The following is a 23,857-nucleotide window of genomic DNA, read 5'->3' on the forward strand; positions in this document are numbered from 1 at the left end:
ATTTCTACGCCTTCTGCTGGTAGCTTGCTATTATCCCAGACCTGAGACGAACACTAGCCCGAGTACTGCGCCAAACACAATCAACGCATAGAACTGCGCTCGGCCATTCTCAAAGTATTTCAACCCTTCACCTGTGACAAGCGTGACAAAACCGGTGAGGTTGACAATGCCGTCAACAATCTTGATATCGACGTTTAGAACGCTTTTAGCTAGGTTCCGTGTCCCTTTAACAAAGACTTCGCGATAGATATCGTCGATATACCACTTATTAAGAGAGAGGTTGTAGAGCGGTTTGATTTTATTGGCGATCGCACTGGCATCAATCTTGTTCCAGCGATACATCAGCACCGCTAAAACGATCCCCACAACTGAGATAGCAACAGAGAGCCCTGCCATCCGTACAAACTCACTCATATCGACTTCTTCAGCTAGTTCGGCTACCGTCAATGCCTCACCGGGCGGATGTACAAACGCCTCAAAGTAATTGGCAAACGGTGTACCGACCAACCCAATCAGTACAGAGGGAATTGCCAGCATCATCAGCGGGAAGGTCATACTCAAGGCAGACTCATGCGGCTCTTCAGCGTGATGATGCTCATCGTCGTGGCTAGAAGTAGACATCTCAACTTCTAGCTCCTGAGCACTCATCGCGCCAGGACCAAGCGACGCGCCTGCCATCTGCAACGATTGAATCTTTACTTGCTTACGCAGACCAACATCGTTCCCCTTAAACTCACCCTCAAAGGTAGAGAAATACATGCGGAACATATAGAAGGCGGTGATGCCAGCTGTGATCCAGCCAACAGCCCACATAATAGGATTGACCTCAAAGACAGATCCTAAAATCTCGTCCTTTGACCAAAAGCCTGCAAATGGGGGTAGACCAGAGATCGCCAACGTCCCAATCAAGAAGGTGATGGCTGTAATCGGCATGTATTTTCTAAGACCACCCATTAAGCGCATGTCTTGAGCAAGGGCAGGATCATGACCGACCACTTCTTCCATGCCATGAATGACGGAGCCTGAACCTAGAAATAGCATTGCTTTGAAGTAAGCGTGAGTCATTAGGTGAAATAGCCCAGCGGTATAGGCACCTACGCCCATTGCCATCACCATATAGCCCAGCTGAGACATGGTAGAAAAAGCCAACCCTTTCTTGATGTCGTTCTGGGTAATGGCAATTGAAGCTCCTAGGAATGCAGTGATTGTACCTATCCAGGCAATCACACTCATTACAGTCGGGATGTGCTCAAAAACAGGATACATGCGAGCAATCAGAAACACGCCTGCTGCCACCATGGTTGCCGCATGGATAAGAGCGGAGATAGGCGTAGGGCCTTCCATAGCATCTGGAAGCCAGACGTGCAGCGGGAACTGAGCGGACTTTGCCATCGGTCCCATGAAGACTAAGATGGCGAAGAGCGCCGCTAGACCGCCTGAGATAGTACCTACGTTGACGAGTTCTGTGAGGCGATCGCCCATCAGCTCAAATTCAAACGTACCCGTTGCCCAAAATAGGCCTAGGATGCCGAGCAATAGACCAAAGTCACCCACGCGATTGGTGACAAATGCTTTCTGACAGGCATCAGCTGCTCCGTCGCGGTCATACCAGTAGCCGATTAGCAGGTACGAACACATCCCTACCAGTTCCCAGAAAACGTAGACCTGTAGAAGGTTTGGGCTGATGACTAGGCCCAGCATAGATGAGCTAAATAGACTTAGATAAGCATAAAACCGTACATAGCTAGGATCGTGAGCCATGTAGCCATCGGTATATATCATCACTAAAAAGGCTACGGTGGTCACAATGACCAGCATGACCGATGTGATATGGTCGATGGTAAAGCCCATGTTGATCTGAAAATCTCCAGCAGAGGCCCACTCAATTAGATAGGTGTAGGGTGCGTGGCCCTGTAGCTGGCTAGCTAGCACCATAATAGAAAGTGTCATTGCCGCCCCGATCAGGCTGACAATGAAAGCAGCGACCGGCTTTCTAAGTTTGTTTGTCGCTTCGTTGTAGCTGATTAGTCCTGTGCCGACGATAGCCGCACCCAAAAGTGGCAGTACGGGTATCAGCCAGACGTATTGATAAATGGCCTCGACGGATTCCATTGTTAACTCCATTTCTCGCCAACCCAATTACGAACCAGTTACCCATGAACTAGATAGCCGTGAACCAGTTGGCAAACAGCCTATATATTGCCACAACCTGACCGCTTGGTTCTGATGCTTTAGGGAGAAAATGCTACAAAATGTCAATTTTTAATAAAAATATCTCGTGACCCTAAACAAATTACGACACCGCAACGGTAAGTTCAGAAATACATTCGCAGATCTACCCATCTTTGATTATCTGCCAGTTTTTTAACAGCGACAGTTATTCACTACGAAGTTTGATTAGTAGATGTCCTCCTCGGCGGCATCTCACCTGATGAATCTACGCATTTTTTTAATCAGTTTAGTGATCACACTTAGCCCAGTTTTACTAGTTTCGCTACACCAACCGAGTTAGCTGCACTCGATATCGCTGCTTCTTTGTCACAGCCATCTCTCCTACCTCTAATCGTCCTTTGCCACGAATCGCAACAAGATCACCAGGCTGTAGTGTCTGACTGGCCTGTGTAACGGGTTTCCAGTTCACTCTGACATCGCCGCCTGTAATCATGTCGGCCATCTTGCTACGCGACATACCAAACCCAGCCGAGGCCAAGGCATCTAGACGCATCGAAGCCTCTACTGTGGTCATTTCTTTCTTCTTGGGCTCACGTACGCGCAATTCGCTCATCTCAATCGGCCGTGTCTTTACAGAGACTGATCGCACCTGAGTCAAACTCGTTGTCAAGAATTCTACTAGTTCAGGCACTACAACTGCCTGAGCACCTCGTTCGCCTAGAACAATAATGTCGCCTACCTTTGCCCGTACGATACCTGTTCCTAGCAAAGACCCTAGAAAGTCTCGATGAGTAGCTGTGTCGAACAAGAAGTTGCCTGCAATGCTGATAGCTGCTAAAGGAACAGGCGTTTCATCTAATGGAATTTCAGCGCGGGCAATTATTAGCCGCTGCCGCTCCGCTTGAGGGTAGCCACCGTTGGCGATCGCATGAACATCACTTAACCGACCAAAAGTCGCCTGCGCTTCAAACACCTCAGGTGGAGAAAGAAAGTCGGTAGCTACGGGCTCCCAAGTACGAATCGCTTGCTCTGCCTGGTCAATGATACGAGAGAGCGCCTCTTTATTTTCAGAGTGCTTAAGTAGGTCTGCTTTTGGAAGCATAAAAGAGAGTTACGTCAGACTTGTTTTTGAGTAGGTATATAGAAGGATTGTCTAGGCAAGGTGATTCAGACCGCGGCTACTTCCTTCTTTTCGGCAACGCCATTGACAACTTCATCAGGAATATTGAAGTTTTTAGCAATAACTCGAGCAGTCATCTTGGCGCACATCATCACCGAAGGCGTACCGCCACCAGGCTGGGTGTTTGCTCCAACTAGATAGAGGTTTTGGATATCCTCACTTTGGTTGTGCGGGCGGAAGAACGCACTCTGCACTAGGACAGGTTCTACACCGAAAGCATTACCGAGATAGCTATTGAGCGTTCCTTCAAAGTAGTCAGGTGTGATGTGGCTTTGGTAGACCAGACGCTCTTTGAGATTAGGAATGTAACCGCGCTCTTCTAGGAAGGTAAGAACTCGCTCAGTCAATCTTGGTCCTTCGATATCCCAGTTAATATCGCCACCGTTGTTGGGAACAGGGACGAGCGTATAGGCAGCGTGATGTCCGGGCGGTGCCATACTCGGATCAGTCAGCGATGGAATATGCAGATACTGAGAAAAGTCCGGGCTCAGCACCTTTTGATCAAAAATCTCTTTGAGCAGTTCTTCATAACGAGGGCCAAGAATAATATTGTGATGCCGTAGGTCTAGGGCTTCTGACTCATCTGCTTTAAAGCCAAAGTAGATAACTAGTACCGACATCGATTGGCGAGTCAGCTTTACTTTGAGATCTTGGTTGATAAAGCGATACTTCGGATCGATCAGCTTCATGTAGGTATTCGCATAGTCGCCGTTCGAAGCCACTAGGTCAGCAGCGTGGTAGCTACCATCTGCTAACTCAATTCCTTTTGCCGTTTTCTTGCCAAATAACAGTGAGCCTTCAACATCGATCTTAGCGACTTCGCTGTTGTATTGGATGGTGCCCCCTAGCTCCTCAAACTTGCGAACAAAGCCCTGAACCAGCTCGCCCGTACCGCCCATAGCGAAGTGAATGCCCCAGGTCTTCTCTACGAAGTGAATCATTGCATAGATAGCCGGCACCGTTAGCGGACTGCCCCCTACTAACAAAGGCTCAAAGCTAAAAACCTGGCGTAATTTATCGCTTTTGAAGTAGTCTTTTACAAAAGAGAAAAGCGGACGAATCGCGTCTAGCTTTACTAGATCAGGCGCAACTTTAAGCATGTCTACGACGTTGCCAAAATAGGTGTAGCCCAGCTCAATAAAGCCACGATCAAAAATAGCCTTAGCTGCCTGGTGAAAGCGCTCGTAGCCTTCTAAATCATCAGGTTCGATCGCTTCGATCTGACGCAGCGTGTTCTCAGGATCGCCGTCGTAGTCAAAATAGGTGCCGTCATCAAAATAGATGCGATAGAACGGCAAAATAGGAACAATTCTGACGTACTTAGAAGTATTAGGCCCGCCGCTAACACCAGAGCGAATGCGATCTTTTGGATCCATGATCTCCTCTGGGAAATCGGGTTCGCCTAAGGCAGCGGCGCCTTTTTCCAAAGAAAATAGCTCTTCAATAAAGTGGGGAACCGTGAGTACGGTTGGCCCCATATCAAAAGTGAAGCCCTGCGCCCTACGAACGTATGCTCTGCCACCCGGTGCATCTAACTTCTCAAAGATGGTGGTGTCAAACCCTAGACTTTGCAGACGAATACCCAGGGATAATCCACCGATCCCAGAACCAATGATGATGGCTTTCTTGCGACTCATACGCTCTCTAATACTGACTATACATTTCTTAGTATAGCGATCGGCGGATGCATTCGTACGTCCGCTGGTGACTTTACTCAGTGCAAACGTATACTCTTTTGAAAGCAGGATACTAGTTAGGTAGCGTTGAGAAAGATTGTTTCAATAAGTACTTCAACCAGTACTTCGAACTCGCTATTCACTTATCTTCCGATCGAACTATTGATCGAATTGCATCGTCACCATCGATAACTATGGAGACGTAGAAAGAGATTACAAAACAGATTACAAGATTGCAGACCTTGGTGCCGACTATTTCTTCGCCTTTGATCGTTCAGCCGTCTTAGTTACTCTCTTTTTCTCTCTACGAATTTTGATGGCGCCCGGACAAATATCTAGCAATTCACAACTCGAACAGTTGGGATTTCTCGCACTGCACACCGCTCTCCCGTGGTACACCAGTCGAATTGACCAGTTCTCCCAATCAGGCTGAGGCAACAGCTTCATCAGATCCTGCTCAATTTTGATCGGCTCTGTCTGCTTAGTGAGTCCAAATAGGCCAGAGAGCCGTTTTACGTGAGTATCTACGGTCACGCCCTCGTGAATATCAAAGGCGTGCGCTAAGACGACATTAGCCGTTTTTCTCGCTACGCCAGGTAGACTTGTTAGCGCTTCCATTGAATTCGGCACTACGCCATTGAATTCAGTAACAATCTTGTGACAGGCTGCTCGAATGTTCTTTGCCTTACTTCGGAAAAAGCCAGTAGAGCGAACTAGCTCCTCTAGCTCAGCAATTTCCGCTCCAGCCATTGCCTTAGCGTCAGGAAACCGCTCGAACAGCGCAGGCGTTACCTGATTGACCCGAGCATCCGTACACTGCGCCGATAGCATAGTCGCGACCATTAGCTGTACAGGCGTTTCATGGTCTAAAGAACAAGGTGCTTCTGGATAAACTACCTTCAGACGCGACAGGATTTCTAGCGCTCTCTCCTTTTTTCGCAGCTTCTGCACCGGACGCAGGAGAGGTGGAGGAAGATCTGGTAAGGGCTGTGGAATAGCGACGTAGCCGTTTTCTTTACTAGGCGGTGAGCCTATTCGAGCGGAAGGGTTCACTGCCTAAGATTTTGTAGAACTTCAAGCTGAGTAGTATCGCGAATTATCAAGAAAACTCCAAGACCTAGCAAAAGAAATATGCCTGTCTGCATCACACTTTCTTGAAGACGAACCGGCAGTGGTTTGCCACGCAGTGCTTCAATCATCAAGAAAGCTAGCTGGCCGCCGTCTAGTGCAGGCAAAGGCAAGATATTGATAATTGCCAAGTTGATGCTGATAATAGCCGCAAAGGGAAACAAGCTACGTCCATCTGTTTTTGCTAGCCCTGCCCCTTGTTCAACAATTTTGACTGGGCTACCGACCTGACCAGCCATAGAGGAAAAGTCAGTAATTAGAGACAGCATGCCGTTTGCGACTAGGACTGTCTTTTCTTGGAATTCTCTAGCAGCGACACTTAGCACCTCTGTCGGACTATTCGCGCGGCGGTATTCAACAGAGCCATTGGGTTGAAGGGCAACGCCAATAACTGCATCGCCCCCAGGCTTATTGATCTGCGGTGTAACGCTTACCGCTAGCTCTTTATCAAATCGCTGCAGTGTCAGATCAACAGGCCGATTCTCGTTCGCTTGAATGGTTCGAATTAGGGTTCTTTGAGCGCTGTCTTCGCCTTCGACTTCACTGCCGAGGCGATCGCCATTGACAGCCAAAATAACATCACCGGCTTTGATGCCAGCGACTTCAGCGGGCGTTCCTGACATGACTTCTGGGATAAACACACCTGGCTTGAGGTTAAAGCTATCGGGCACACCAATACTGCCGAACTGAACCACAAAAACCATATAGGCAAAAACCATATTGGCAATGACGCCAGCACTGATCACAATCGCCCTATCTAGAACTGGACGATTGCCTAGCAAATTAGGATCATCAGGTGGAATCGTACTGTCGGGATCTTCATCTGGAAATCCCACAAAGCCGCCGAGAGGAATGGCTCTAAGCGCATATTCGGTCTGCGGGCCTTGATATTTCCACAAGATCGGACCAAAGCCGATGGAGAAGCGATTGACATGAATGCCCTGCAAGCGAGCTGCCATGAAGTGGCCAAGCTCATGAACAAAGATCAGAAGGGCTAAAACTCCGATTACGGCCAGTACGGTCATAGAAGCGCTGCGTAAAGTTAACTTTTGTTGTCGTCACCGCTATTGTACAGCGCTAGCTTATAGCTTGTGTGCCCATATACTTTTGTAGGACTTCGGGAATCCCTACACTACCGTCTGGCCTTTGATAGTTTTCTAGGATGGCAGCCATCGTTCTACCCACAGCTAGCCCAGAGCCATTAAGCGTATGCACATATTCGGTGCCTTTCTTACCTGCCGCTTTGAAGCGAATATTCGCTCTGCGCCCTTGAAAATCGACACAGTTCGAGCAGCTAGAAATTTCCCTGTACTTACCGGCAGAGGGCAGCCAGACTTCCAAATCGTATGTTTTAGTTGCATTAAAGCCGAGATCGCCACTGCATAGCTCAATCACTCGATAGGGCAACTTTAGCTGCTGCAGAATGTCTTCTGCATCGGCGGTAAGCTTTTCAAGTTCGTCAAAAGAAGTTTCTGGATGGACGAATTTGTACATCTCAACTTTGTTGAACTGATGCAAGCGGATCAACCCTCGGGTGTCTCGGCCATAGCTACCGGCTTCGCGGCGAAAGCATGGCGTATAAGCGCAGTAGTTGAGCGGTAGCTCATCAGAGGCTAAGACTTCATCACGGTGAAGGTTCGTGAGCGGGACTTCGGCAGTTGGCGTGAGCCATAGATCATCGCGATCGCACTTAAAGCCGTCTTCGGCAAACTTTGGCAGTTGCCCTGAGCCCTGCATCGACTCTGAATTCACTAGGATCGGTGGCAATATCTCGGTATAGCCAGCCCTCGTATGCCGATCTAGCATGAAAGAAATTAGCGATCGCTCCAGCGCTGCTCCCGCCCCGCTCAGCGTCACGAACCGGCTCTGGGCAATTTTAACCGAGCGCTCAAAGTTCATGATGCCAAGCTTTTCACCAATCTCATAGTGCGCCAGTCTATCCTTGCCATCGGGCGTAATTAGCTCATCACCCCAACGTCGCACTTCTACGTTGTCAGCTTCACTCTCACCTACTGGGGTTGAATCGCTGGGCAAATTTGGCAGCGTCAACAGAATTGACTCAATCTGAGCTTTTAGATCTCGCTCTTTTGGTTCGAGTTCACCAATCTCCTGCTTAACGCGATTGCCCTCTTCACGCAGCGTTTTGACTTCATCACCTTGTGGATCGGCGCCTGCTCGAATTTTCCCCCCGACTGATTTGCCTACCTCATTGCTGCGAGCTTGTAGGTCAGAACGCCGCTTTTCAAGATCGCGCTGTTGAGTATCTAGCGCCAGCAAGGGCTGCAAATCATAACTGCCTCGTTTATCTAAGGCAGCTTTTACTTGTTCGGTCTGATTACGGATTTGCTTGATGTCGAGCACGGTCTTTCCTTTGCGTATTCCTAGGCGTTCTTCAGCCGATTTTGCTTCAACTGTTTTCTCTAGCAAGATTAACAGCGAAAGGGACGGTAAAGGTCACTGCCTTACCGTCCCTAACTAATCTTGAGTCAATCCTAAAAGCGATTAAATTATCGAATGTTCAAATGATCAAAATACCTGCTCAATTTCAGCAATTTCAGGAATAAACTCACGCAGACGGCGCTCAATACCCATCCGCAACGTCATCGCTGAGCTGGGGCAGCTACCGCAGGCCCCCTGTAGGCGAAGCTTGACGATAGGTCCGTCCAGCTCTACTAGCTCTACGTTACCACCATCGGCCATCAAGTAAGGGCGTAGCTCGTCTAAAACCTTTTCAACGTTGGGCTTAGTCAAAGCTAAAGTTGACATAATATTTTCTCCATCAGATTCCAACAATATTCATAGTCTAGCTGGTTTACCCACTAGCTAGCGCTAAGCTCATCCAACCTAGCCAAGACTTCTTGACTATGTATAGCTGGTCGCACACCTAGAAACCTTTCTTTCAATATTCCTTCTGGGTTAATTAGGTAGGTATGACGCATTGACATTGGCTTCATCCAGGAGCCATAAGCCTGACTGACGGTGCCATCTGGGTCGGAGAGCAATGGGAAAACGAGGGCTTCCGAGTCACAGAATTCGGCATGGGATTCGACATCATCCGCGCTGACACCTAGAATTTGTGCGTTTCGAGCTTGATATTCTGGTAAGTCTTGCTGAAACCGTTTTGCTTCTAATGTACAGCCAGGTGTGAAGTCTCGCGGGTAGAAGTACAACACTACCCACTGACCTAGATAGTCGCTGAGCGCAATCTCTCCATCGCCGCTACTCGGCAACGTAAACGTAGGCGCTGGTCGATCAATCTTTGGCTGAGTGCCTCCTAAAGCGTAGGCAGGCAAGTTAAATAGAGTAGACAGTCCCAATATAAAGGTCAGGTATATGGCAAGAACTGTACGGCTAAGCGTCATAACGTGGTAGGTAGAAGGCTAATACAAGTGTATAACGTACGAGCTAGGTCTCTTTCATGACTACCTTCATCCTCAAAAAGTACTGGCGCGAAAGCTGGGCGGTTGCTCGTCGCATTCTGACAGAGCTGTTTAGAAGAGGTCGCAGTCTGATTTCATGGCTGATCTTTCCTGCCCTGATTTTGATGTTAAATGGCTTCATTACTGCTGAGCGGGCAGATACAACAGTCAGTACTGCTTTTGAGATTGCGGCTCCGCCGACGCTTGTTGGAGCCGCACTGTTTTTTAGCTGCCTAGGCGGTGGCGTAGCCACTGTTGTCTCTGAGCGTGAGCAGCAGACCCTGAAGCGTCTGTTTCTATCGCCTTTGAGCGGAGTTTCCTATTTCCTAGGGATATTTCTAGCCCATAGCGTGATTGGCGTGGGACAGTCTTTGGTGATTTTTGCGATCGCGCTCTTAGCAGGTGCCAACTTCACAGGTGCAGCCTGGTTCTTAGCAGCCGTGATTATCTGGCTGAGCATCCTAGCCTACGTAGGACTAGGATTCACGCTTGGTGCTCAATTCGCTCGCCGAACAGAAGACGTCAGTGCACTGATTGCAGCCTTTGGTGTTCCTTTGATGGTTCTAGGTGGCGCCTTCTTGCCAATCTCTTTATTTCCAGAGTCTCTGCTGAACATCGCCAGATTCAACCCGATTTATCACATGACCGAAGCCTTGACCGACGCCCTACTTAATACCGAATACCCTCTCGGTGAAAACAGTAGTCATTTCTGGATCCTGTTCAGCTTTTCTATAGTCATGATCGGTGTGGGCTGGCTATCCTATCAACGCATGCTGATTAGAGAGAAGCAACTGTAGCTATCAAACCTAGCAAACGAGAGCATCCTGCATTCACTAACACTAGAACGATACAAGGGCCGAGAACCCATGGAGCTAGCTGAAAACATGATGAGTTTGACAGACAAACAGGCTGTCGCTACTTTCGGGGCAGGTTGCTTTTGGCATGTGGAAGAATCGTTTCGTCAGCTTCCAGGCGTTGTCTCTACATCCGTGGGCTATATGGGAGGGCACTTTGCTAATCCTAGCTACTTAGACGTACTCTCTAGAATTACTGGGCACGCTGAAGTCGCTCAAGTGTGTTACCACCCCAAGCGCATCAGCTACCTCAAACTGCTAGACGTATTCTGGAACTGTCACGATCCCACTACGCTCAACCGGCAAGGACCCGATCGAGGAGAACAGTATCGCTCGGTCATCTTCTGGCACACACCCGAACAAGCCATCGCTGCAAAAAAATCGAAGGCCCAGCTTGACGCTTCTAATACCTATGCCAACCCCATTGTCACTGAGATCAAACCTGCTAGCGACTATTGGTTAGCCGCCGCCGAGCATCAGCAATATCTAGCGAAGCAAAAGACCTAAAAAACTAAGGTCAGTAAACGCAGCGGCTGTCAAGCAGACTATCTAGTCTTCTACTTTGTACTCGCCTTTGTCTGTACTTGCTTCTAGCTAGGAAACCAGCGCTCTCGAAGATGCTTTAGTCGAATTCGACTAGAGATGTATAAAGGCCAATGGTGATATTCAGCCAATAGCCAGGCGGCCATAGCGGCATGAGCAACCAAGGTCAGCTCTATCCATATCAGCGGAAAGCTTGAGGCTTCCAGGGGTGGGAAGATGTAGTTCGATAAGGCTATTAGTGAGACTGGAACAATCGTCAACCCGGCTGAAAAAGCCCATACCAGCACAGCTGCCGTATCGCGCTGTTGCGATGTGCGCCAACGCCAGCCGTTCCAATGCCAGATTCTAGAACGGACCGTATCGGCTAACTGAACGGATTGCGTTTCGAGATTAGCTGTGAACATGTGCCGACAGAAATCACAAGCAAAAACGTCCATCAGCGCGATCGCACTTAGTTCACCACTAGCACAAGCTGGACAGCGGTAGGTTGAACTGTAGCTCAAAGAGGTAAAGGTGCTGTTTTTTGTCATTCGTTGATCTTCACTTAAACTCAGACCCGTGAGGCTCCATTCACACCTCATCATGGTATTCCTTTACAAAGATAATCTGACAAAAACCGGACTAGCCCTTTGACAGCGAATTCTTAACAGGCAAAAAAACACGTATTAACAACCGTAGCTGCCGAGTCGCTAAGTCTCACCTTGAACGTCTTTTTTAGTAGCAGCTTGTAGCTTAATCATGAGTGCGTCTGCCTCTGCCTGCAAATGCAATAATTCAACTTGGTGATCGGGGTGGTAGGGATGCTTCATCTGGACCCAGCAGATTTGGTCGCTATCATTAGCTGGAGCTGGTCGCTTGCCTTCCTCGCGCTCATCACCAACCGTCGAATAAGCCGTAGACGGCTTCTGGGACATCTGGGGCAAAGATATAGTCTCACTCATGTACATACTCACAACACATTAAACGTTCACTTTTCTCTGACCACTAAATACACCATACATTTTGTATGCTGTCACGAAAGCTTAATAATTAGGTAGAAAGACCGCTGAGATATCGACTTGGTTAGAACTGGACCTAGTCGCATTCATCGGCGTGAGTCAACCCTATGCCACTCTGCACAGTACCGACTGGATTAACAAAGCTGACTGGATTAACAAAGCTTTACAGCAATAGTTTACCGCTAACTAGTGATTTATACTTATCAACCTCAGATTTTGGTGTTACTTAGTGGTCATTCGACTAGTGGTCATTCGACTTAAGTGACCTCATGCTAGCGAGCGATAGATCGAAGTGTTGAGCGAACAGGTGTTAATTTGATAGCCGGTCGTTTAGCTAAGTATTAGGGCAAACGCATTGAGGCAACCGTCCTCGGTTCCTCCACCATTGTCTATTTCTATTCGTCCATAGAAGACTAGTTTTCATAGAAAAGTCAGCCTATGGCCTGTTTTGCTATGCCTCTACCGCTTCCTCAAGGTAAACTTGAACAGCCTTACATAGACTAAATACAGAATTGTTGTCTGTATAAATTAGGCTCATAGATAGTATTGCTCGTTGGAAAGTATTGTGACCCTTAGCTTCACCTCTTCTAGCTCATCGACTGTAGCTACTGACAGTCAACTAGCTAAGCAGTCAACTGTCCTACACAAAGGCTGGCCAGGTCTTATAGAAGCCTATCGCCAGTATCTCCCCGTTAGCGACGCTACACCTGTTGTTACGCTCCACGAAGGCAACACACCGCTAATTCCGGCACCCTCTATTGCTGCTCGCATCGGCAACTCAGTACAAGTCTTCATTAAGTACGACGGTCTTAACCCTACTGGCAGCTTTAAAGACAGGGGCATGACTATGGCAATTAGCAAGGCTAAAGAAGCCGGTGCTGAAGCTGTTATCTGTGCCAGCACCGGCAATACTTCTGCTGCTGCTGCCGCCTATGCAAGGAGAGGCGGCCTCCGTGCCTATGTCGTCATTCCAGACGGCTATGTGGCTATGGGTAAACTTGCACAGGCACTTCTATATGGCGCTGAGGTTCTGGCAATCAAGGGCAACTTTGACCAAGCGCTCACCTCGGTCAGAGCCGTTGCTGATCGCTACCCAATTACCTTAGTAAATTCTGTCAACCCCTATCGGATCGAGGGGCAAAAGACTGGGGCCTTTGAACTAGTAGAGGTCTTAGGCGATGCACCCGACTGGCTGTGCATTCCAGTGGGTAATGCGGGTAATATCACTGCTTACTGGAAAGGATTCAAGGAGTTTAAGTCAGCAGGCCTATGTAGACGGCTTCCACAGATGATGGGCTTTCAGGCTGCAGGAGCGGCGCCTTTAATTCTGGGATATCCCATTGAATCACCAGACACTTTTGCAACAGCGATTCGTATTGGCAATCCAGCTAGCTGGGATAAGGCGATCGCAGCCAGGGATGAGAGCGGTGGTGCTTTCAACACTGTTACTGATGATGAAATTGCTATGGCCTATGGCCTATTAGCCTCAGAAGAAGGAATTTTTTGTGAGCCAGCGAGCGCAGCATCTGTAGCTGGACTACTGAAGGTCAAAGATCAAGTACCCAAAGGAGCTAGGATTGTCTGTGTTCTGACGGGCAACGGATTGAAAGATCCTGAATCGGCAATTGAACGCAGCGGCAATCAGTTCAAGACAGGACTTCCTCCAGATGCAGATAGCTTGGCAAAGTTGATGGGATTTTAAAACGATTCTAGAACGACTCAACCACTTGCTAGCACCTAGTCTTATCAGTGTCTAATCAGTGTCTTATTAGCGCCAATACGATCAGTTCCTCACAGTAGCAGTGCTTGCAGCGAAGCCGGTGCAGGCAGGATAATAACGACAAGTACTGCCAAGGAAACTAAACCTAGAAAATCGCGTGGACCATTGAGTTCACTAACATCGTTCAAAGCGGGTTGAGCAGCAGGCACGAACAGCAAAAAGAGTGCCCATAGCAAAAATTCTTGATAGGCATAGGCTAATACCAACATTAATGCCCTAGCTACGTGACTGACTATAATCGCTGTGCGCTGCCCATACATTGCATGAACAATATGACCACCGTCTAGTTGACCGACAGGCATCAAGTTCAGCGCCGTTACAATCAATCCCAAACAGCCAGAAATCGCCAGTGGATGTAGATTAATAGCGCTATCTGCTTGCAAAGCTTGACCAAGCGCCAGCTTGCTCATCACCAGCAAAGCAATAGATCGACTAGGGTCAAGCGATTCAAAGCTTAGTAGCTGCGAAACATCACTCAAGGGCACAATACTAGAATTGGCCAGCCCCCATGCCAGGATTGGCAGACTAACTACTAGCCCACTGAGCGGACCGGCAATGCCAACATCAAAAAGGGCACGGCGGTTGGGGATAGGCGATCGCATTTGAATAAACGCGCCCAACGTTCCTAGGAAGAAAGGAATAGGAATGAAGTAGGGCAACGTCGCTTTAAGCCGATGGTAGCGCGTTGCTACGTAGTGTCCCGTCTCGTGGACACCTAGAATAAACATTAGTGAGAGGCTATAGGCCAAGCCGGGTAGTAACAATCCTAGATCGGCTTGGAACGCAGCAGGATCTTCAATATTACCAACTAGCATGCTACCGACTAGGGTAGTTGTCAGCAACGTAGCCAAAGCTAGGACTGCTGCTAAGACGGGCCGGGTAACCTTTCTCTGATTGTACTTTTTAAATCGGTCAATCTGAGCAGGCGTAGCTGAAGCCGGAAAAGCCTGCACGGAATTCTTAGCCTGCGGGTTGGGCACTAGCGCGAAGAAAGGCGTTCCGTTTAAGCCCTCTTGCAAAAGCACTAGGAAGCGATCGCCAAAGCTACTTTCAACGTTCTTTTGTACCGTTTGATAGGCTTCTTGCGATGACGTTTTGAGCTTGCCTTTACAGATCATGGCCTGAGGCCGGTACTCAATATTCTGTAGATAATAAGTTGACCAGGGAAAGCATCGCTGTAGTAACGTTTCTTCATCGCGACTCAGTGGGTTGGTAGGCTCTTTTTTTACTGGCTGTGTATCTTTCGAGCCTACCGTTGACTGTCGCGCCGCATCGATCACCCGCTGTTTAGCCTGCACACTTGATACAACCAACGTCGTATATAGGAACAGTGTCGAGGCGGCCATTAGTCCATATAGCAAAATAGCAGGAGGGGGATTGCCATCACCCACATTCATCCATACCGTAAACACTATGACAGGAGCCATCATCACTAGCCATAACAGCCATAGCGGAACAGACGTTTTGTCCTTTGACAGCCGGTTGTTAATGACCCAATAAGTCATCAGACCTAGAAGCAGCGTAAGTAGAACAAGAGGCATAGATAGAGTTGGCGTGAATATGATGGCATCAATAGGCTTGTAAATGTGCTTGGATAAAGAGCGGTATCTTTCCAAGCAGCAACCCAAGCAACAACAAGCAACAATGAGCTAAAGCAGTCAGACTGTATTCCTATTGTAATTCAGCGTCCTAAATTCGTAGTTTCGTTATACTCCGTGAGGTTTCACAGTAATGGGGCAGTCTATTTCCATCCATTCAACAAAAGATAAGCCGCCGCAAACTGTCTTCGATACTGTCTTCGCATTTGCACCTAATCGCGAAACGTTGGGAGGAACAGCCTACCTGATTTTAGAGAACATAGAGCACTCACTGAAGCCAACACCCGCTATTCAAAGCGCCAACATTCTAGTTGATTGTCCGGCCCTGACAGACTTCCATCGTGACTTTATTCATTCTAAAGGTGGCATTCAAACGCTTTTTATCACGCATCGGGGTGGGATGGCACGAGTCAAAGAATTTCAGAATGAATTCAATGCTCAAGTACTCATTCAAGAGCAGGAAGCTTATTTGCTCCCTGGTATTAAGACAGAAGTATTCCATCGCGATCGCATACTCTCATCGACGAGTAAAGTCATTTGGAATCCTGGCCATTCCCCGGGCTCTGCTAGCCTCTATCACGGTAACTATGGCGGTATCTTGTTCACAGGTAGACATCTTTTACCCAATCGAGATGGCGCACCTGTCCCATTGAGATTATCTAAGACCTTTCACTGGCCCCGCCAGTTGCGCTATGCTCAGCAGCTCTTGAGCGATTTTACCGAGGAAAGTCTAAGCTATATCTGCCCAGGTGCTAGCACTGGCTATCTTCGGGGAGAGAAGGCGATTAAGCAGGCTTATCAACAGTTAGAAGGCATCGACTGGCAATCGCTAGCAGCTACTAAACCGGCAATCTAGCCATCGGAAGCGTTAGCTATGTAAAGATTACTATTCACTGGTTGGTCATCTGGCAGAGGACAAACCCCTACTTGAATCTCTTTGGGATGAATCAGCCAGGTGCGTTGCGCGGGTTCCGAGAGCGTTTGGACTAGAGCAGAAAGCTGCTTGATATCTTTAAGCCCCCTTGAGGTTTGAATTTTTATGCCTCGCTGATAAACGCTATATCCCTTGCTCCAAGTGTGCTTTAAACCACTGTATCGATGCGCTTCTACCCCTTCTAACAAAAGCTGCTGCTGCACGCTCTCTAGCAAACTTTCACGCTCTGCCGGTGTGGCATAAGTGACGTCTACCACCTTGAGCAGCCGGCGGTCTAGAAAACGCTGACAAAGATCGCAAAGGGCTGGATCACGCTGCTGCTGCCAACGCTGTAAGTGGTAAGTAAAGACAATGTCGTCTCCAGCTAGGTAATCTTCTAGCGATAGCTGATCAGCTGTGCTTCCTAACCATGCAGTTACCGTTTGGTCTGCAGTCAGTTCGCCTCTGATCAGTAGCTCGCGGGCCCGGGCAAATGCTTGCTCCAAAATCCAAGTGGCAGAGAGATTCTTCGAGTGGTTGTAGATCTGGGCATACATGAAAGAGCGCACAACCAAGTAATGCTCAATGGCTGCAAGCCCTTTTTTCTGTACGACAAGCTGCTGACTAACTGGTTCGTAGTCTAGTGCAAGCACAATTCGATCTAGATCGAGTTGACCGTAGGCAGCTCCTGTGAAGTAGCTGTCTCTCATCAGATAGTCAATGCGATCGCAATCTAGTTGACTAGAGACTAGCTGCCACACACACGGAATGGGATGGGTATGGGTATAGACCTGTGTGATGGCCTGCCAAAGGCTGGGATGAAAGGTATCTAGAAGCGGCCGGACAGCTAAAGAGTGTTCGACGATGGCCATTGTCCACTGCTCGTGATGAGAGCCGAAGATCTCCTCGGCAGTATGACTAAAGGGCCCATGACCAATATCGTGTAGTAATGCAGCACACAGAACCGTGGCACGATGCGGCCTGAGCTCTTCATACAGAGCAGCTAGTCGATCAAAGGCTCGTCTAGCGATGGCCAGCGCACCTAGAGAATGCGTGAAGCGGGACATCTCCGCACCGTGAAAAGTTAGACTGGCTGGGCCTAATTGTCTGATTCTTCGCAATCGCTGAAATTCTGGCGTGTCAATCAGCGCTTTTAGCAGCGCCTCAACTTCATCAGTCCCATCCAAGGTAATCGCACCATGCAAGGGATCGTGGTAGGTGCGGATGCTTCTAGACATTTCTTCAACACATAGCCTATTAAATAGAGCCGTTTGTATAGAGCCAAGTCTAGTTATAGGGCCTTTACTGCCAAGAGGCTACTTCTGAGCCATTGCAAATGATTGAGCTAGCAGCGCGACGGCTGCTTCATATTGAGCATCTTCCTTTGAGCCAAACTGCTGCCGACGCTCTACCGAACTCGTCACTAATTGATCAGGGTTGATTCCGAGCTTATTGATATCTCTATGGCTTGGCGTTTCGTATTTAGCGATCGTAACAGCTAGGCCTGCCCCATGAGGCAAATCAAACAAAGACTGGATCAGGCCCTTTCCAAACGTAGTCTCCCCCACTAGCTGTGCCCGGCCGTTATCTTGCAGCGCACCTGCAAGAATCTCACTGGCGCTAGCCGTTCCCTTATTGACTAGCACCACTAGAGGATCAGCGGTGATGGCCCTACCGTTGGCATCGTAGCTACCGAGTGAGCCCTGTCGATTTACGGTGTATACGACTGTCCCTTGATCTATCCACATCCGAGCAATCTCAATACCCGCTTGCAACAGACCACCGGGATTGTTCCGTAGATCTAAAACATAAGCGTCTGCGCCCTGTTTCTCTAACGTTTGTAGTGACTCTCTTAGTTCCTCAACAGCATTGCCATTGAACTGTCCTAGGCGTAGATAGCCTACTTTCGGCAAACCAGGCTCAGCGCGAAGCTCAAAGGAAACAGGATTTAGCGTGATGCGATCGCGTTGCACATTCACATCAAAGGGCTCTGATTGGTCGCGGCCTACCGTTAGTGTCACCTTAGTTCCAATCGCGCCTCGCATCCGAGCGGCTGCCTCGTCTAAACTCAGCGACTGCGTCGACGTTCCGTTGATGGCTAATATCGTGTCCAAAGGTTGCAGGCCTGCTGATTCTGCTGGCGAGCCTTCAATTGGGGCAATGACTCGCAGTGGGCTCGCTTCGTCATCTTTAGCAATCTGCAGTCCTACCCCTAATAGCTCTCCATTGGTGTTCGTTTGCAAGCTTTGGTACTGCTGAGGAGGCAAAAACCGAGTATAGGGATCATCTAGCACTGCCAACATTTCAGCAATCGCAGTATAAGTTTCCTTCCAAGTGGGCAGCGACTTACGCAATACCTTCTGGCGCATAAACCACCAGTTCTGATGATTAAATGTCTCGTCTAGATAGCTGCGATTAACGATTCGCCAGACCTCCATCACCAGCTGCTGTTGGTTGGTAAAGGCAGACGCTACTGGCATTCTGTTGAGTCCAGCAATGCCACCATCTACAGCCCCTAGCCAGATCAAAACTGTCAGTGCGATCGCTAACCCTACTCGAAAAATTCGCCTTCCCATCCGTTCCCATATCGCCTTCGATAAAGCTCTTATAAACAAGATACAGCTTCAACCAGTATCCCTTTTGTACGCAGCAGCCTAATAGGCGCTTAATTCTAGTGAGTGCTCAATATCAGCACATACAGTCGATTTGACTGGCTGAAACATGAAGTTATGTAACACTTATCAATCATAAAGCTTTTTCTTTAAGTTTCGTCTGCTTCTGTAGTTCAATATGGCCATAAACACTAAACGGCGCCGTATCGGGCATAAGGATGAGAAAATTCAGCCTTATGCAAGGTCACACAGATTTGGTAGAGTCCCCAGAACTTGCCTACAAGGCAACCCCCTCAAGCCTTCTACTGTGTTACATTTTTTAGTATTGGTACACAACCCTAAGACACACCCTTTTTTGCTTCATGTTTACTAAGCAAGTCACCGATTCCAAGCCCTATAAGTGGTTCGATGAGCGACTAGAGATTCAGGCGCTCGCCGATGATATATCTAGCAAGTATGTTCCACCACATGTGAACATTTTCTATTGTCTCGGGGGCATCACGCTCGTTTGCTTCATCATCCAGTTCGCAACTGGATTTGCAATGACCTTCTATTACAGGCCCACTGTGACTGACGCTTTTGCCTCAGTTCAGTACCTGATGACAGATGTCAACTTTGGTTGGCTAATTCGTTCTGTCCATCGCTGGTCTGCCAGCATGATGGTGCTGGTCATGATTCTCCATGTTTTTCGTGTTTACCTCACAGGCGGATTTAAGAAGCCTCGCGAATTGACCTGGGTAACCGGGGTGATCCTCGCTGTAATTACAGTTTCCTTTGGGGTAACTGGCTACTCTCTTCCCTGGGACCAAGTTGGCTACTGGGCAGTAAAGATTGTATCCGGTGTGCCTAGTGCGATTCCTGTTGTAGGCGGGACTATCGTCGAACTGATGCGGGGTGGCGAAAGTGTCGGTCAAGCGACCTTAACTCGTTTCTACAGCCTCCACACTTTTGTACTACCTTGGTTCATTGCCGTCTTTATGCTGCTCCACTTCATCATGATTCGTAAGCAAGGCATCTCTGGTCCTTTGTAAACGAATTACTCATGGTCTAAGCTATCCGCTTTAGACTAATTAGACTGACGGTTCTAGTTCTATACCTTTTTGCTGTGTACTCTGCTGCAGTCATCGGTATTATCCGGAGCGCTATAGCCTTAGGGATATGTCCTACGGCTATGGAATGAAAAGGCAAATCGAGATAGCATAGTGCATAGCTGCAAGCGTTATTATTTTAGGAAAGTAAGCAATGTCAATTCTTAAAAAGCCGGATCTTAGCGATCCGATGCTGAGAGAGAAGCTCAAAAAGGGCATGGGTCACAATTACTATGGTGAGCCAGCTTGGCCAAATGATCTTCTTTATGTGTTTCCGATTGTGATCATGGGAACCATCGCCTGCTGTGTAGCTTTGGCTGTTCTTGACCCTGCGCTTGTAGGCGAGCCTGCTAACCCATTTGCTACGCCTCTAGAGATTTTGCCTGAGTGGTATCTCTATCCCACTTTTCAGATGTTGCGGGTTCTACCCAACAAGCTTTTGGGAATTGCTGCAATGACCGCGATTCCTTTGGGATTGATCCTTGTTCCTTTCATTGAGAATGTCAACAAGTTTCAAAACCCATTTCGTCGTCCCGTAGCAACTGCTGTATTCCTATTTGGTACAGTCGTAACGCTTTGGCTAGGGATTGGTGCAACTTTTCCAATCGATACTTCTTTGACGTTGGGCCTTTTCTAGTCTCTACTGTTTTTGTTCGCATGCTTACTTGAAAAAGGCATGTGTTTTCTCTAAGAATAGAGAGCACAAGTCGCTTAGATCCTCTGTAAGGGTCTAGGCGACTTTGTTGTTGATATCGCTATAGACATAACGCTTCTACAAAGCTGCAACGCTATCAAAGGCTATATTCTCGCTGTATCGAGTAACGCTACGGCTGTGTGATTGCTCATATAGCGTCTGCTATCTGTTCAAGGTACTGGTAAGTGGCTAGTTCTAAATGATGCTGGCAATTGATAGAGGTTGGATAACTTTCCTTTTGCCTAGGCTCCCTTCGGAGCGATCGCCTAACCCGCTTTGGGATCGCTATTTTTAGAAATGAGTCGAGGTTTATAATGTAAACTCTCGTAAGATTCTGATAGGAGATGATAGATTCTAAGCAATGACTTATACGATGATTCCTTGGAAAGATTTTTATGTTTTGGCCGTAGGGCAGAAGCTGATTCAAAGATGTCGGAGAAAGCCCGTCTCACTGTAGATAGCTATTTGGAAGAACTTACGGTAGTACAGCAGTGGTTTCGCTCTGTTGTTTCTAGTTTTTCTATAGAAGCTCCTTGGATAAACGAACAGTATGACAAGCTGAATTTGGCACTAGCAGAAGGTTTCACTAACGCAGTTCGTCACGCTCACGCAGACTTACCTGGTACTACGCCTATCAATATTGAACTCGTATTGCAAGCTGATAAAATCGAGATTTTCATCTTCGACCAAGGGCAACCCTTCGACCCAGACAGTATCAGCGAGCCGAAACCTGGCGTTTTACGAGAAGGAGGATATGGTTGGTTTTTACTACGTCGCTTAGCTGACCAGGTAACTTACTCTTCGATAGCCAATCAGCCTACCTCTCCATCGCTCTCAACGGACAACCAATGGCGTAATTGTCTCCGTATCGTTAAGACCTGCGCTTCATGAGCGACTTCACTTCGCTACCCCAAAAGGTGTCCTAGGTCGAAGCTCCATTTAATATCAGTAAACTCCTAGAGTGTGATTGCTGCGACCGTTTATAGCAATGGCCGGATGCATACTCTGCAAGAAAGCAAAGCCTATGGTTATTGCTGACCACTTAGCTCTTCATACATCAAGAGTTTCAACTCTAGAAAATGTGTAGAGCTAAGTGGCGAAAGCTATATATTCTCGTGGTGTGTTTAGAGCTTCGATAACCCAAACTGTGCTGAGCGCTGATAGGCAAGGTTCAGCAAAACGGGTAGACTGTGGTTTGCGATCGCAAACCCTCATCATGCCTTAGTGATAAGGCTCTTGTTACAAGCTCTGATGAGCTGATTGATAGGAACTAGGATAGACAAAGAACCTAAAGGAGAATTCGCCAAGAACTATTCGCTTTATGGATCTACTGAGTTAGTCGGCTAAGTTAGTCGTAAGAGAGGGCCACAGTGAACCAACAATTTAACCAACTTCAAACCCGTTTCCCAGGGCTCGGATGCTGGCTGTTTGCTTTTATTGCTATCTGGGTGATCGGTGCTATCGGCATCACGGGTATTTTGAAATCTATTTTTGCCGTGGTCCTATTCTTGATTTTGGCGCCGGTTTTACTCTCCATAGCGGCGCAGTTCTGGCTGAAGCGAAATCTAATTACTGGTAACTGCCCTGTTTGCGAACAGTCTTTGGTCTGTATAAAACAATCTAAAACTGTCTGTCCGAATTGTGCAACAGAGGTAACCGCAACGGCTGATGGGTTCGAACGAGCTACCGCAGACGGTGTTATCGATGTGCAAGCGGTAGATATTCAACCTGCGTCAGCAGCCGTAGATACAGAAACCGCTGCACCTACTACGATCGATGTAGAGGTGCAGCGGTTACCAGGCTCCGAGTAATTGACTTCTTAGACAAGGAATTTCTGAAGGGGTTCAAGGCGATTGAAGGGCGCGACTATTAAGCTAGATGACTATCCGATGACTACTGCGTAATAGAAAGTGTGTAGGGATGTCTTTCGCCTCGGCGATCGCCTACAAATACTTGATACTCACCTTGGGTCAACAGTCCAGGGGCATGAATGCTACCGTCATCGTAGTTATGAGCAAACACACATTCGCGAAAGCCATCAGGTCCGGTGATTAGCAGGGTATAGTCACCTTCACTCTCTACTTGAAAGCTGAGTGACGCAAAGTCTTCAGTTACTTGGATAGTTTGACTAGCACGAGGATCGATATTGCCGCACGCGGATTGCTCTGGGCCGCCTGTTTGCCCTGACAGCTCTATGGGACTAGATAAAGGAGTACGTGAAACTGTTTGGGCTTTAGATATAGAGCCCAGTGATAGCGTTGCAACTAAAGCTAGGAAAAGGGAAAGACGCATAGGAACTCCATGGCAAATTCTGGCATGCTTAGATATCAAAGCGTGGACACAGCTAATTAAGAGTAAACACAGCTGATCATTAGAGCGTAAACACAATCAAAATTAGGAAGGTTCTCTACAGCAAACACTATAGATACAGATAAATCTATGGTGTACATCTATGTTTAAATGGTAGCTTCGAAGAGATAGCATTCGTCTGAAAAGCTGTGACACTTCGAGAAATGGCGTTCGCAAGACTACACACTTTCGGCCCAACAAAGTAGGCAACGTAGTAAGTAACGCACGGTCAAAGCTGAACAACACTTAAACTTCCTGCTAGATTTAGTATCTAGCAAAGTTGATTCAAAGCCCTACACCCTATGGCTTAGCATTTTAGGTTTGTAACGCATTTAGTCCAAATTCGTCCTATAGGTTCAACTCATATCTATATTCGACTTAGATCTACACAAGTACCTTTGAAAGGCTAACTGAGACTACTATGCAAAGGACCCGCCTAAATACGCTTTCAAACCAGGTTCTGCTGCAATTTAGACAGTGGGTTTTTAATCCATGGCGGCGGTTGGGGATAATCGTAATCAGCTTACTTTTTGGTAATTTTTTTGCGACAGCTATTTCTGCAACGGCGGGCCAGGCCGCGAAGCTAGACGTTACCGTCTCAGCAATCTTAGTCATTTTTGTAGAAGTTATTAGCTGGCTCTATTACCGATATGCGCCGCGCCGTAAGGATGGCACAGTACCTTCTGCAGGTCTAACTCGCCTACCTACTGACGCTACCGCTGCGAATTCAATCTCCGTAGATTTAGGGCCAGTTCGATCACGCTCTACGCTAGCAGAATGCTTAAACGCCTTTAAGCTCGGTATGATTTATGGTTTGTTCGTTGAAGCCTTCAAGCTCGGTAGTTAGTGCCTA

Annotated in this window: 23 protein-coding genes; 9 read left to right on the forward strand and 14 right to left on the reverse strand. The window is 47.8% G+C overall.

Going from position 1 to position 23,857, the window contains the following annotated elements:
• Positions 1–30: 30 nt before the first annotated feature.
• The 8 genes from S7335_RS11085 to S7335_RS11120 form a co-directional block, all read right to left on the reverse strand.
• A complete protein-coding gene (locus tag S7335_RS11085; RefSeq protein WP_006457681.1) occupies positions 31–2,112 on the reverse strand; it encodes an NAD(P)H-quinone oxidoreductase subunit 5 in 2,082 nt (693 codons plus the stop codon).
• Between the two features lie 382 nt (positions 2,113–2,494).
• Positions 2,495–3,274 (reverse strand): photosystem II S4 domain protein, encoded by a 780-nt coding sequence (locus S7335_RS11090; protein ID WP_006455736.1) that lies wholly within the window; start codon positions 3,272–3,274, stop codon positions 2,495–2,497.
• 65 nt (positions 3,275–3,339) lie between these two features.
• Entirely contained in the window at positions 3,340–4,989 is a 1,650-nt protein-coding gene (gene crtI / locus S7335_RS11095) for a phytoene desaturase family protein (protein ID WP_006454233.1), read from the reverse strand.
• Between the two features lie 291 nt (positions 4,990–5,280).
• On the reverse strand, positions 5,281–5,988 hold the full coding sequence (nth, locus tag S7335_RS11100) for an endonuclease III (protein WP_038017989.1): 708 nt from the start codon (positions 5,986–5,988) through the stop codon (positions 5,281–5,283).
• Between the two features lie 89 nt (positions 5,989–6,077).
• On the reverse strand, positions 6,078–7,181 hold the full coding sequence (gene rseP, locus S7335_RS11105; RefSeq protein WP_006453838.1) for an RIP metalloprotease RseP: 1,104 nt from the start codon (positions 7,179–7,181) through the stop codon (positions 6,078–6,080).
• Positions 7,182–7,233: 52 nt separating this feature from the next.
• Positions 7,234–8,517: a serine--tRNA ligase gene (gene serS / locus S7335_RS11110; RefSeq protein WP_038017992.1), complete on the reverse strand. Its 1,284-nt coding sequence runs from the start codon at positions 8,515–8,517 to the stop codon at positions 7,234–7,236.
• A 165-nt stretch (positions 8,518–8,682) separates the two neighbouring features.
• Positions 8,683–8,922, reverse strand: a complete 240-nt coding sequence (locus tag S7335_RS11115; RefSeq protein WP_006454705.1) for a NifU family protein — start codon at positions 8,920–8,922, stop codon at positions 8,683–8,685.
• Between the two features lie 53 nt (positions 8,923–8,975).
• Entirely contained in the window at positions 8,976–9,518 is a 543-nt protein-coding gene (locus S7335_RS11120) for a peroxiredoxin (protein ID WP_006457596.1), read from the reverse strand.
• Between the two features lie 56 nt (positions 9,519–9,574).
• Here S7335_RS11120 and S7335_RS11125 point away from each other — a divergent pair, with 56 nt between their 5' ends.
• A complete protein-coding gene (locus S7335_RS11125) occupies positions 9,575–10,372 on the forward strand; it encodes an ABC transporter permease (RefSeq protein ID WP_006457336.1) in 798 nt (265 codons plus the stop codon).
• Positions 10,373–10,441: 69 nt separating this feature from the next.
• Entirely contained in the window at positions 10,442–10,936 is a 495-nt protein-coding gene (gene msrA / locus S7335_RS11130) for a peptide-methionine (S)-S-oxide reductase MsrA (protein WP_006454214.1), read from the forward strand.
• Positions 10,937–11,019: 83 nt separating this feature from the next.
• Here msrA and S7335_RS11135 read toward each other — a convergent pair whose 3' ends face one another.
• Entirely contained in the window at positions 11,020–11,502 is a 483-nt protein-coding gene (locus S7335_RS11135; RefSeq protein ID WP_006455122.1) for a hypothetical protein, read from the reverse strand.
• Between the two features lie 159 nt (positions 11,503–11,661).
• Complete coding sequence (locus S7335_RS11140; RefSeq protein WP_157620183.1) at positions 11,662–11,886, reverse strand: hypothetical protein; 225 nt, start codon at positions 11,884–11,886, stop codon at positions 11,662–11,664.
• A 649-nt stretch (positions 11,887–12,535) separates the two neighbouring features.
• Between S7335_RS11140 and thrC the strand changes: the two genes are divergently transcribed.
• Entirely contained in the window at positions 12,536–13,672 is a 1,137-nt protein-coding gene (gene thrC, locus S7335_RS11145) for a threonine synthase (protein ID WP_006456089.1), read from the forward strand.
• 89 nt (positions 13,673–13,761) lie between these two features.
• On the opposite strand, the gene S7335_RS11150 is transcribed toward thrC, so the two are convergent.
• Complete coding sequence (locus tag S7335_RS11150; protein ID WP_006453830.1) at positions 13,762–15,291, reverse strand: site-2 protease family protein; 1,530 nt, start codon at positions 15,289–15,291, stop codon at positions 13,762–13,764.
• 190 nt (positions 15,292–15,481) lie between these two features.
• Here S7335_RS11150 and S7335_RS11155 point away from each other — a divergent pair, with 190 nt between their 5' ends.
• Positions 15,482–16,204, forward strand: coding sequence for a hypothetical protein (locus tag S7335_RS11155; protein WP_006456306.1), 723 nt, complete (start codon positions 15,482–15,484; stop codon positions 16,202–16,204).
• On the opposite strand, the gene S7335_RS11160 is transcribed toward S7335_RS11155, so the two are convergent.
• The gene (locus S7335_RS11160; RefSeq protein WP_006453820.1) at positions 16,201–17,499 is read right to left on the reverse strand and encodes an HD domain-containing protein; all 1,299 of its coding nucleotides are present in this window, start codon (positions 17,497–17,499) and stop codon (positions 16,201–16,203) included. The two genes, S7335_RS11155 and S7335_RS11160, sit on opposite strands and share 4 nt — an antisense overlap.
• Positions 17,500–17,577: 78 nt before the next feature.
• Positions 17,578–18,837 (reverse strand): carboxyl-terminal processing protease CtpA, encoded by a 1,260-nt coding sequence (gene ctpA / locus S7335_RS11165; RefSeq protein WP_006454673.1) that lies wholly within the window; start codon positions 18,835–18,837, stop codon positions 17,578–17,580.
• Positions 18,838–19,235: 398 nt separating this feature from the next.
• On the opposite strand from ctpA, the gene petB reads away from it, so the two are divergent.
• The 4 genes from petB to S7335_RS11185 all read left to right on the forward strand — a co-directional run bounded on the left by petB (position 19,236) and on the right by S7335_RS11185 (position 22,466).
• On the forward strand, positions 19,236–19,904 hold the full coding sequence (gene petB, locus S7335_RS11170) for a cytochrome b6 (protein WP_006456814.1): 669 nt from the start codon (positions 19,236–19,238) through the stop codon (positions 19,902–19,904).
• Positions 19,905–20,115: 211 nt separating this feature from the next.
• Positions 20,116–20,598 carry a cytochrome b6-f complex subunit IV gene (gene petD / locus S7335_RS11175; protein ID WP_006454563.1) on the forward strand — a complete coding sequence of 161 codons (483 nt, stop codon included), beginning with the start codon at positions 20,116–20,118 and terminating at the stop codon, positions 20,596–20,598.
• 486 nt (positions 20,599–21,084) lie between these two features.
• Positions 21,085–21,546, forward strand: coding sequence for an anti-sigma regulatory factor (locus S7335_RS11180; protein WP_006456932.1), 462 nt, complete (start codon positions 21,085–21,087; stop codon positions 21,544–21,546).
• 479 nt (positions 21,547–22,025) lie between these two features.
• Positions 22,026–22,466 carry a hypothetical protein gene (locus S7335_RS11185; RefSeq protein ID WP_006455486.1) on the forward strand — a complete coding sequence of 147 codons (441 nt, stop codon included), beginning with the start codon at positions 22,026–22,028 and terminating at the stop codon, positions 22,464–22,466.
• Positions 22,467–22,548: 82 nt separating this feature from the next.
• On the opposite strand, the gene S7335_RS11190 is transcribed toward S7335_RS11185, so the two are convergent.
• Positions 22,549–22,947, reverse strand: coding sequence for a hypothetical protein (locus tag S7335_RS11190; RefSeq protein WP_006457101.1), 399 nt, complete (start codon positions 22,945–22,947; stop codon positions 22,549–22,551).
• 478 nt (positions 22,948–23,425) lie between these two features.
• On the opposite strand from S7335_RS11190, the gene S7335_RS11195 reads away from it, so the two are divergent.
• Complete coding sequence (locus S7335_RS11195) at positions 23,426–23,851, forward strand: DUF565 domain-containing protein (protein WP_006456647.1); 426 nt, start codon at positions 23,426–23,428, stop codon at positions 23,849–23,851.
• Positions 23,852–23,857: the final 6 nt, after the last annotated feature.

This window comes from Synechococcus sp. PCC 7335, from assembly GCF_000155595.1.
In the GTDB taxonomy this organism is placed as follows: Bacteria; Cyanobacteriota; Cyanobacteriia; order Phormidesmidales; family Phormidesmidaceae; genus Phormidesmis.